Source organism: Lutibacter sp., assembly GCF_040883305.1.
Taxonomy (GTDB): domain Bacteria; phylum Bacteroidota; class Bacteroidia; order Flavobacteriales; family Flavobacteriaceae; genus Lutibacter.
The window spans coordinates 1-8580 of record NZ_JBFLKT010000332.1 but is presented as its reverse complement, the minus strand read 5'-3'; the positions used below and the strand labels follow the sequence as shown (position 1 = coordinate 8580).

The following is an 8580-nucleotide window of genomic DNA, read 5'->3' as shown; positions in this document are numbered from 1 at the left end:
CCAAGATATTATTGAATTTACTATTTGAAATGGCATATTATAATCAGTATATTTGGAATGTTAAATTTAATAAAAAACTTTACATGCAATATCAAACTGTACTAAAAAAAATGAAAACAGAACTTAACAATCAAGTTCAATATTACTTAGATGTTGAAAATGATTTTTTAGTTTTAAATCAATTATTAAATAAAAATATTGAATTAAGTTTTGAAGGGTATCAATGTTTGTGTTGTGGTGAAGAAAAGAAAATTTTTAGACAAGGTTTTTGTTATGATTGTTTCTATAAAAGTGCTGCTGTTGGAGATTGGATTATGAAACCAGAATTAAGCACTGCACATGATGATATTGAAGATAGAGATTTAGACTATGAGAAAAGCGTGCAATTACAACCGCATATTGTATATTTGGCATTATCGAGTAATGTAAAAGTTGGTGTTACAAGGAAAACCCAAGTTCCAACGCGTTGGATAGATCAAGGAGCTTCAAAAGCAATTGAAATTGTTGAAGTGCCAAACAGGTATTTAGCAGGTATTACGGAAGTTGCTCTAAAAGAGCATGTTGCCGATAAAACAAGTTGGCAAAAAATGTTGAAAAATGAAGTTTCAACGGTTAACTTAATTGAAGAACGAGAAAAATTAAAACAATACATTCCAGAAGAAGCCCAGCCCTATTTTTTAGCAAATAACGGTAAAATTACAGAGATTAATTATCCTGTTTTACAATACCCTAAAAAAATTAAAAGTTTAAATTTGGAAAAATCACATGTGTATTCTGGAAAATTAAAAGGTGTAAAAGGGCAGTATTTATTATTTGAAGACACTACCGTTTTTAATGTTAGAAATAATGAAGGTTTTAAAGTAATAATTACAATTAAGTAATTAATAAAATAGTAACATAATATATGATTGCATTTATACATAACCTGGTTGTTAAAACAGTAAAACGGAGATTCAAAAAAAATAAGGATACACCTCATAAAAAACTTTCTGAAGAAGTTAAAAATATAGAGGTAAGTATTTCTCATAGTATCAGCGAAGTATTTTTTATTTTAATAGGAGTTGTTTCTGCTGGTTTTGGCTTAAAAGGGTTTTTATTGCCAAATTCTTTTATTGATGGTGGAGCAATGGGAATATCGTTATTAATTTCAGAAACTACAGGTTTTTCACTTTCTATTCTTATTATAATTGTGAATTTGCCATTTATTATTTTGGGATATTCAAACATAGGAAAACAATTTGCTATAAAAAGTATTTTAGCAATTATAGCATTGGCATTAACGGTGCATTTTATTCCATATCCTTTAATTACATCAGATAAATTATTAATCGCTGTTTTTGGAGGTTTTTTCTTGGGTGGTGGTATTGGAATGGCAATTAGAGGAGGTGCTGTTATTGATGGAACTGAAGTATTGGCAATTTATTTAAGTAAAAAAACAGGTCTTACAATTGGTGATGTAATTTTAATTGGAAACGTTATTATCTTCTCCTTTGGAGGCTATATTTTATCAATTGAGGTTGCATTATACGCAATGTTAACCTATATGGCGGCAGCAAAAACAGTTGATTTTATTATAGAAGGAGTTGAAGAATATACAGGTATTACAATTATTTCTAACCAAAGTGAAAAAATAAGATTGATGATAACTGAAAGTTTAGGACGTGGAGTTACGGTGTACGCCGGAAAAGGTGGGTTTGGTAAAAAAGGAGCAGAGCTTACTAACTTTGATATTATTTACACCATTGTAACTCGACTTGAGATTGCCAAAATTAAAACTGAAATTGATAAAATAGATAAAGATGCTTTTATAATTATGAATAGTATAAAAGACACTAAAGGTGGAATGATAAAAAAACGACCTTTAAAATAGATTAAGATATACAATTATTACGTCACCCTGAATTTATTTCAGGGTCTCACTCAATTTTACACGCTCGCAGTACTAAATGATTCTGAATACGTGTATAAAATAATATGCTTTATCTAATCTATATTTAATTATGTAAATGTTTCTTTTTATTGATGGTTTAACCATTTACTTTATGTTTCACTTACACTTATAAATCAATAACTTTTTAATTTGTTACCCATTTAATTGAAATATTGCAAATTATATGCCAAAATTAATCGAATAGTTTAATTTCCTCTCCTTGTTGTAAATGAAAGCGTTTTCTAAATAAGTACACAATAAAATATAAAATAGGAGTATCTAAAAGTGCAATTATAATTTTAAATAAAAATCCACTTAAAACTAAAGTGCCAAACAAACTCCAAGGTAGTACATTAAAAAGGCATAACAAACCTACTACTGTTGAAGTGTCAATTAACTGAGAAGAAAATGTAGAAAAATTATTTCGTAACCATAAATGTCTGCCATTAGTTTTTCGTTTCCAAAAATGAAAAATTCGAATATCAACAAATTGTGCAAATAAATAGGCTAACATAGACGCTAAAACAGCAATTGGCGATAACCCAAATACTTTTGTAAAAATTTCATTATTAATTGGTGAACTGTCAATTGCAGATGTATAATTTGCAATTAAAATAATACACATTGAAAAGAATGAGGCAAAAATCCCAGCAATTACAACCTGATTTGCTTTTTTTCGACCATAGATTTCCGAAATAATATCGGTAATTAAAAAGGTAATTGGATAGGGTAAAATACCAACAGAAAGCTCAAATCTAAACCAACCAAAAGGATTCCAATAAAAAAACTTTTGAAAAATTAAATTTGAAGCCACCAATGCTGCAATAAACATAGAGGCTAAAATTAAATAGATTGTAAAAGCTTCGGATTTTAGTTTTGGATTCATTAGCGGCAAGTTGATACGAATATAGTAATTTATTCTTATTTTTGCATTTTGAAATTTGAATTGAAATAAATATATAAAATGAAAGCATACATATTTCCAGGTCAAGGAGCACAATTTACAGGAATGGGTTTAGATTTATATCAAAACTCACCATTAGCTCAAGAACTATTTGAACAAGCAAACGATATTTTAGGTTTTTCTATAACAGACATTATGTTTGAAGGTTCTGTCGAAGATTTAAAACAAACTAAAGTAACACAGCCTGCAATTTTTTTACATTCAGTAATTTTAGCAAAAACATTAGGAGACGATTTTAAACCAGAAATGGTTGCGGGTCATTCTTTAGGTGAATTTTCTGCTTTGGTTGCAAATGGAGTGCTAACTTTTGAAGACGGACTTAAATTGGTTTCTAAAAGAGCTTTAGCAATGCAAAAAGCATGTGAAGCTCAAGAATCTACAATGGCAGCAGTTTTAGGTTTAGATGATGCAGTTGTTGAAGAAGTTTGTGCAAATATTGATGGAGTAGTAGTAGCAGCTAACTATAATTGTCCAGGTCAATTAGTTATTTCTGGAGAAATTGCAGCAATAGACAAAGCTTGTGCTGCACTTACTGAAAAAGGAGCAAGAAGGGCATTAAAATTGCCAGTTGGTGGAGCCTTTCATTCACCTCTTATGGCACCCGCAAGAGAAGAATTAGCTGAAGCTATTAAAAATACAACTTTTAGTGAGCCAACATGTCCAGTTTATCAAAATGTTGTGGCTAAAGCTGTTACAAATCCAGATGAAATTAAAGAAAATTTAATAGCACAATTAACAGCTCCAGTGCGCTGGACACAATGTGTACAAGCTATGATTTCTGATGGAGGGACAGAATTTGTTGAAGTTGGTCCTGGTAAAGTTTTACAAGGATTAATGCGTAAAATAGATAGAAATGTTACCGCTAGTGGAGCAGGTAACTAATTCGTATATTTATTGAAGCTTTAATAAAAAAAGGCTGACTAAAATTTTAATTTTTTTGTCAGCCTTTTTGCAATTTATAATTGCTATTAATTATAAGGTTTCTTGCCATTTCCAGGCAGAAAGTAAAGCTGCATCTAAACCAAATTCAGCTTTCCATCCTAGTTCTTCGTTCGCAAAATTTGTATCTGCATAAGCGGCAGTAATATCGCCTTCTCTTCGATCAACCAATTTATAATTTACTTTTTTACCAGTGACTTTTTCAAAAGTTTTTATTACTTCTAATACAGAATTTCCTTTCCCTGTACCTAAATTAAAAACTTCAAATTGAGATTTATTGTTGTTATCAATTAATCTTTTTAGTGCAACAATATGCGCTTTTGCTAAATCTACTACGTGAATATAATCCCTGACAGCAGTGCCATCTGGAGTTGGATAATCACTTCCAAAAACTGATAATTCTTTTCTAATACCAGCCGCAGTTTGTACCACAAAAGGAATTAAATTTTGAGGAACACCAATTGGTAGTTCTCCAATTTTTGCTGATTCGTGCGCTCCTGTAGGATTAAAATACCTTAAAGCAATTGCTTTTAAATCTGTTACTTTGGTAGTGTCTTTAATAATTTCTTCACCTATCTGCTTTGTGTTTCCGTAAGGAGATTCCGCAGGTTTTATTGGTGCCTTTTCTGTAATAGGTAATTCATCTGCTTGCCCGTAAACAGTACAAGATGAGCTAAATATAAAATTATTTAAGTTGTTGGCTTTCATTTCTTGAAGCAAGTACACCAAACTGCCAATATTATTTTCGTAATATTCTAAAGGCATTTGAACGCTTTCACCTACTGCTTTTGAAGCTGCAAAATGAATAACACCATCAACTTTATTAGTTGCGAAAAATTCCTGAACGCTTGTTTTATCTTTTAAATCAATATTAAAATATGCAGGTTTTATACCTGTTATTGAAGTAATTTTATCTAGAACCTCTATAGAAGTATTTGACAAATTATCAATAATTAAAACGTCAAAACCTTCATTTTGTAATTCTACAACGGTATGTGAACCAATAAAACCTAGTCCACCTGTAACTAAAATTTTCTTCATTTTTATTTAATGAAATTTAAAATTGTAGACGTTATAAAATTCAATTGTTCCTCGTCCAATTCAGTATGCATTGGTAAAGAAATTACGGTATCAATCAATTCATTTGTAACTTTAAAACCAGCTTCATTATAACGCTCGTCTGCATATGCTTTTTGGCTGTGTAAAGGTACAGGATAGTAGATGGCATTTGGAATTCCGTTATCTAATAAATGTTGGTGTAATTCGTTTCTTTTACCATTTAATATTTGCAAAGTATATTGATGAAAAACGTGGCAATCACAATTTTCACAGATAAATTCGCAACTATTTCCAGTTTTAGGAGTTACAATATTTTTATTATTCTTAAATGCATTGTTATAAAATATTGCTGCTTTTCTACGTGCGTCACAATACCCATCTAAAAGTGGTAATTTTACATTTAAAACAGCGGCTTGAACACTGTCTAACCTAGAGTTAACACCAACAACATCGTGGTAATAACGCTTGTACATTCCGTGGTTAACAATTCCTCTAATTGTATGGGCTAAGTCATCATCATTTGTAAAAATTGCACCACCATCTCCATAACAACCTAAATTTTTAGAAGGAAAGAAAGAAGTCGTTCCAATAGTTCCAATGGTTCCAGCTTTCTTTTTAGTACCATCTTTAAATGTATAACTTGCTCCTATTGCTTGGGCAGTATCTTCAATTACAAATAAGTTATGTTCTTTTGCAACTTCTAAAATGGCTTCCATATTTGCACATTGACCGAATAAATGAACAGGAACAATAGCTTTTGTTTTTGGAGTAATTGCTTTTTTTAATGCTGCAATGTCCATGTTAAAAGTGTCTTTTTCAACATCAACTAACACAGGTGTTAAATGTAAAAGTGCAATAACTTCTACAGTTGCTGCAAATGTAAAGTCCGCTGTAATTACTTCATCACCAGGTTCTAATCCTAAACCCATCATCGCAATTTGAAGGGCATCGGTACCATTTGCGCAAGGAATTACGTTTTTTACATCTAAATAAGTTTCTAAATTTTTTTGAAAAGCATGAACTTCAGGTCCATTTATATAGGCAGCAGATTTTAAAACTTCTGAAATTTTTGAATCAACTTGTTCTTGAATTTTAGCGTATTGACTTTGAAGGTCAACCATTTGAATTTTTTTCATGGTATGATTTGTATATATTCTAACAAACAAAAATACAATAAAAGACCTTCCTATCCAATCTTAAATACGGATAGTTGCTACAACGTTTTATTCAAATAAATCTGAGGATAAATAACGGTCACCACGATCGCAAATAATGGCAACTATAATTCCTTTTTCTAAGGTTTTAGCTAATTTTAGAGCTGCTGTAACCGAGCCGCCACTACTCATTCCTGCAAAAATTCCCTCTTCTTTTGCCAGTCTTTTGGTCATTTCCCGCGCTTCAGTTTCGCTCACTTCAATAACGGTGTCTACTTTTTTAGGATTGAATATTTTTGGTAAAAACTCTGGTGACCATTTTCTTATTCCAGGAATTTTAGAATTATCTGTAGGTTGTGCGCCAATAATTTGGATGTTCTTATTTTTTTCTTTTAAGAAAGTTGAAGTTCCCATAACAGTTCCGGTGGTTCCCATTGCAGAAACAAAATGTGTTATTTCTCCATTGGTATCTCTCCAAATTTCTGGGCCTGTAGTTTTATAATGTGCTTTCCAATTGTCTTCATTTGCAAATTGATTTAGCATTTTATATCCTTTTTCTTTTACCATTTTTTCGGCATAAGTTCTAGATCCTTCAATACCAATATCGCTAGCAGTTAAAGTGACTTTAGCACCATAAGCTTGCATAGTTTGTACGCGTTCTCTTGTTGAATTTTCGGGCATTACCAATTCAATTTTAATTCCAAATTGTTGTGCAATCATAGCTAATGCAATACCTGTATTTCCACTTGTAGCTTCTATTAGATAATCATTTTTTTGGAGATTGTCTTTTTCTAAAGCAGTAGCAATCATATTGTAGGCTGCCCTATCTTTTACACTTCCACCAGGATTGTTTCCTTCTAGTTTAAGATAAAGTGAGACACCTTCTTTTACTAAAATATTTTTGGCTTTTACTAATGGTGTATTTCCTATAAAATCGAATAAATTTTTAGCTGTCATTTATTATTTTTTTTGTTTCAATCTAATTTCAGCTTTGTGATATACCAAAGAATTTTCTGGTATGGATTCTGTAATCCATACGTTACCACCAATTATACTGTTTTTACCGATAATTGTTTCTCCACCCAAAATAGTCGCATTTGCATAAATTGTTACATTTTCTTCAACAGTTGGATGTCTTTTTACATTTTTTAATTCTTTTGAAACTTGCAAAGCACCTAAAGTAACACCTTGGTAAATTTTTACATGATCTTTAATTATACACGTTTCTCCAATTACGGTTCCTGTAGCGTGATCTATAAAAAAACTGTTGCCAATTGTAGCTCCAGGATGAATGTCTGTTCCTGTTTTACTATGCGCATATTCGCTCATTAACCTTGGAATTAAGGGGGTTTTTAGCAAATGCAATTCGTGACTAAAACGGTAAATTGCAATAGCATAGAATCCAGGGTAAGCCATATAAACTTCTTCAATAGTATTTGAAGCTGGATCGTTGTTTACCAATTCTAGTGCGTCTAAATTTAGGTTTTCTAAAATTTCAGGAAGTTTGGATAAAAATGTTTTCCAAATAGTGGCACAAGAATCTTTATCAACAACACGAGCTAATTTGTAAATTTCATCAAAATCAATTTCTAATTGTTCAATGTTTTCAGCTACGCAAGTTTCAGCATCAAATAAAGTTTGAAATAAGTTATCTGTAAATTTTTCAGTTTTATGTTTTAAGCTAAAATTTAAGTGTGGTCGATTTTCGCTTGATATTATTTTATGAATAATACTCTCTTTTGCAGTCATAATTTTATTAATACTTTGTAATTCTTTGTCGTACTATTTATTACTAAATTACCATTGTTTGTAAACTTTTTCAAAAGGGATTCTATAGCGCTCCCCATAAACTCCTTCAGGTTTTCTAATTCCACAAGAAATAACCATATTTATTTCACTGCTTAATGGAAGTTTTAATAGTTTTTTAATACGTAAAGAATCTATTCCTTCCATTGGACATGTATCGTATTTTTCAGCAGCCATACTTAACATAAAAGTTTGTGCAGCTAATCCTGCACTTTTGTGAGCAACAATGCGCATATCAGAATTTCTAAGCTGACGGTAAGTTGGCTTAAATAATCCAGTAAGCCAAGAAAAAGTAAATTTTAGATATCCCAAAATGCCCAAAAAATCAGTGTAAATAATAGGCATTAGTTTTCTATAATAGTTTTTTGCAAATTTTTCTCTTGAACTATATTCGCTTTTAGCTTTTTCACCATAAATGGCATTTAAGTTATTTAAATTAGCCTTTATACGTTTTTTCCATAGATCTTTTCTAACTACAATTACAACCATTTGTTTAGCTGTTGTTGCCGCATTTTGATTTAAACAAGCGATTGCTAATTTTTTTAAAATATCTTTTGAAGTTATATGGTGAAATTCCCACAATTGCATATTACTACTTGTTGGTGCGAGTGTAGCCTGCTGAATGCATTTTTTAACTATTTCAGAATCAATTTCTTTTTGACTATCATATACTCTAACTGAGCGACGGTAATTAATTGCTTCAATAAGATTTTTATTCATAGAAAATT

9 protein-coding genes are annotated in these 8580 nt (G+C 30.9%); 3 read left to right on the top strand and 6 right to left on the bottom strand.

The features are described 5' to 3' along the window. The first annotated feature begins 83 nt into the window (after positions 1 to 83). Positions 84 to 881, top strand: coding sequence for a DUF2797 domain-containing protein (locus AB1Z17_RS10715; protein ID WP_368051796.1), 798 nt, complete (start codon positions 84 to 86; stop codon positions 879 to 881). A 23-nt stretch (positions 882 to 904) separates the two neighbouring features. After that, a complete protein-coding gene (locus AB1Z17_RS10710) occupies positions 905 to 1870 on the top strand; it encodes a YitT family protein (RefSeq protein ID WP_368051794.1) in 966 nt (321 codons plus the stop codon). A 253-nt stretch (positions 1871 to 2123) separates the two neighbouring features. Here AB1Z17_RS10710 and AB1Z17_RS10705 read toward each other — a convergent pair whose 3' ends face one another. Continuing rightward, positions 2124 to 2816, bottom strand: coding sequence for a queuosine precursor transporter (locus AB1Z17_RS10705; protein ID WP_368051793.1), 693 nt, complete (start codon positions 2814 to 2816; stop codon positions 2124 to 2126). A gap of 78 nt (positions 2817 to 2894) precedes the next feature. Between AB1Z17_RS10705 and fabD the strand changes: the two genes are divergently transcribed. Beyond that, positions 2895 to 3776: an ACP S-malonyltransferase gene (fabD, locus tag AB1Z17_RS10700; protein ID WP_368051792.1), complete on the top strand. Its 882-nt coding sequence runs from the start codon at positions 2895 to 2897 to the stop codon at positions 3774 to 3776. 90 nt (positions 3777 to 3866) lie between these two features. Here fabD and galE read toward each other — a convergent pair whose 3' ends face one another. From galE to AB1Z17_RS10675, 5 genes are all read right to left on the bottom strand, one after another. Further along, positions 3867 to 4874 (bottom strand): UDP-glucose 4-epimerase GalE, encoded by a 1008-nt coding sequence (gene galE / locus AB1Z17_RS10695; protein WP_368051791.1) that lies wholly within the window; start codon positions 4872 to 4874, stop codon positions 3867 to 3869. Positions 4875 to 4876: 2 nt separating this feature from the next. Continuing rightward, positions 4877 to 6028, bottom strand: coding sequence for a DegT/DnrJ/EryC1/StrS family aminotransferase (locus tag AB1Z17_RS10690; protein ID WP_368051790.1), 1152 nt, complete (start codon positions 6026 to 6028; stop codon positions 4877 to 4879). 87 nt (positions 6029 to 6115) lie between these two features. Further along, positions 6116 to 7003, bottom strand: coding sequence for a cysteine synthase CysM (gene cysM, locus AB1Z17_RS10685; protein WP_368051789.1), 888 nt, complete (start codon positions 7001 to 7003; stop codon positions 6116 to 6118). A gap of 3 nt (positions 7004 to 7006) precedes the next feature. Continuing rightward, positions 7007 to 7795, bottom strand: coding sequence for a serine O-acetyltransferase (locus tag AB1Z17_RS10680; protein ID WP_368051788.1), 789 nt, complete (start codon positions 7793 to 7795; stop codon positions 7007 to 7009). Between the two features lie 48 nt (positions 7796 to 7843). Then, the gene (locus tag AB1Z17_RS10675; RefSeq protein WP_368051795.1) at positions 7844 to 8572 is read right to left on the bottom strand and encodes a nitroreductase family protein; all 729 of its coding nucleotides are present in this window, start codon (positions 8570 to 8572) and stop codon (positions 7844 to 7846) included. Positions 8573 to 8580 lie beyond the last annotated feature (8 nt).

Excerpts from the sequence above, each read along its gene's own strand:
- AB1Z17_RS10680 (WP_368051788.1), bottom strand. The coding sequence starts at position 7,795 with ATGACTGCAAAAGAGAGTATTATTCATAAAATAATATCAAGCGAAAAT.
- AB1Z17_RS10675 (WP_368051795.1), bottom strand. The coding sequence starts at position 8,572 with ATGAATAAAAATCTTATTGAAGCAATTAATTACCGTCGCTCAGTTAGA.
- AB1Z17_RS10710 (WP_368051794.1), top strand. The coding sequence starts at position 905 with ATGATTGCATTTATACATAACCTGGTTGTTAAAACAGTAAAACGGAGA.
- cysM (WP_368051789.1), bottom strand. The coding sequence starts at position 7,003 with ATGACAGCTAAAAATTTATTCGATTTTATAGGAAATACACCATTAGTA.
- galE (WP_368051791.1), bottom strand. The coding sequence starts at position 4,874 with ATGAAGAAAATTTTAGTTACAGGTGGACTAGGTTTTATTGGTTCACAT.
- AB1Z17_RS10705 (WP_368051793.1), bottom strand. The coding sequence starts at position 2,816 with ATGAATCCAAAACTAAAATCCGAAGCTTTTACAATCTATTTAATTTTA.
- fabD (WP_368051792.1), top strand. The coding sequence starts at position 2,895 with ATGAAAGCATACATATTTCCAGGTCAAGGAGCACAATTTACAGGAATG.
- AB1Z17_RS10690 (WP_368051790.1), bottom strand. The coding sequence starts at position 6,028 with ATGAAAAAAATTCAAATGGTTGACCTTCAAAGTCAATACGCTAAAATT.
- AB1Z17_RS10715 (WP_368051796.1), top strand. The coding sequence starts at position 84 with ATGCAATATCAAACTGTACTAAAAAAAATGAAAACAGAACTTAACAAT.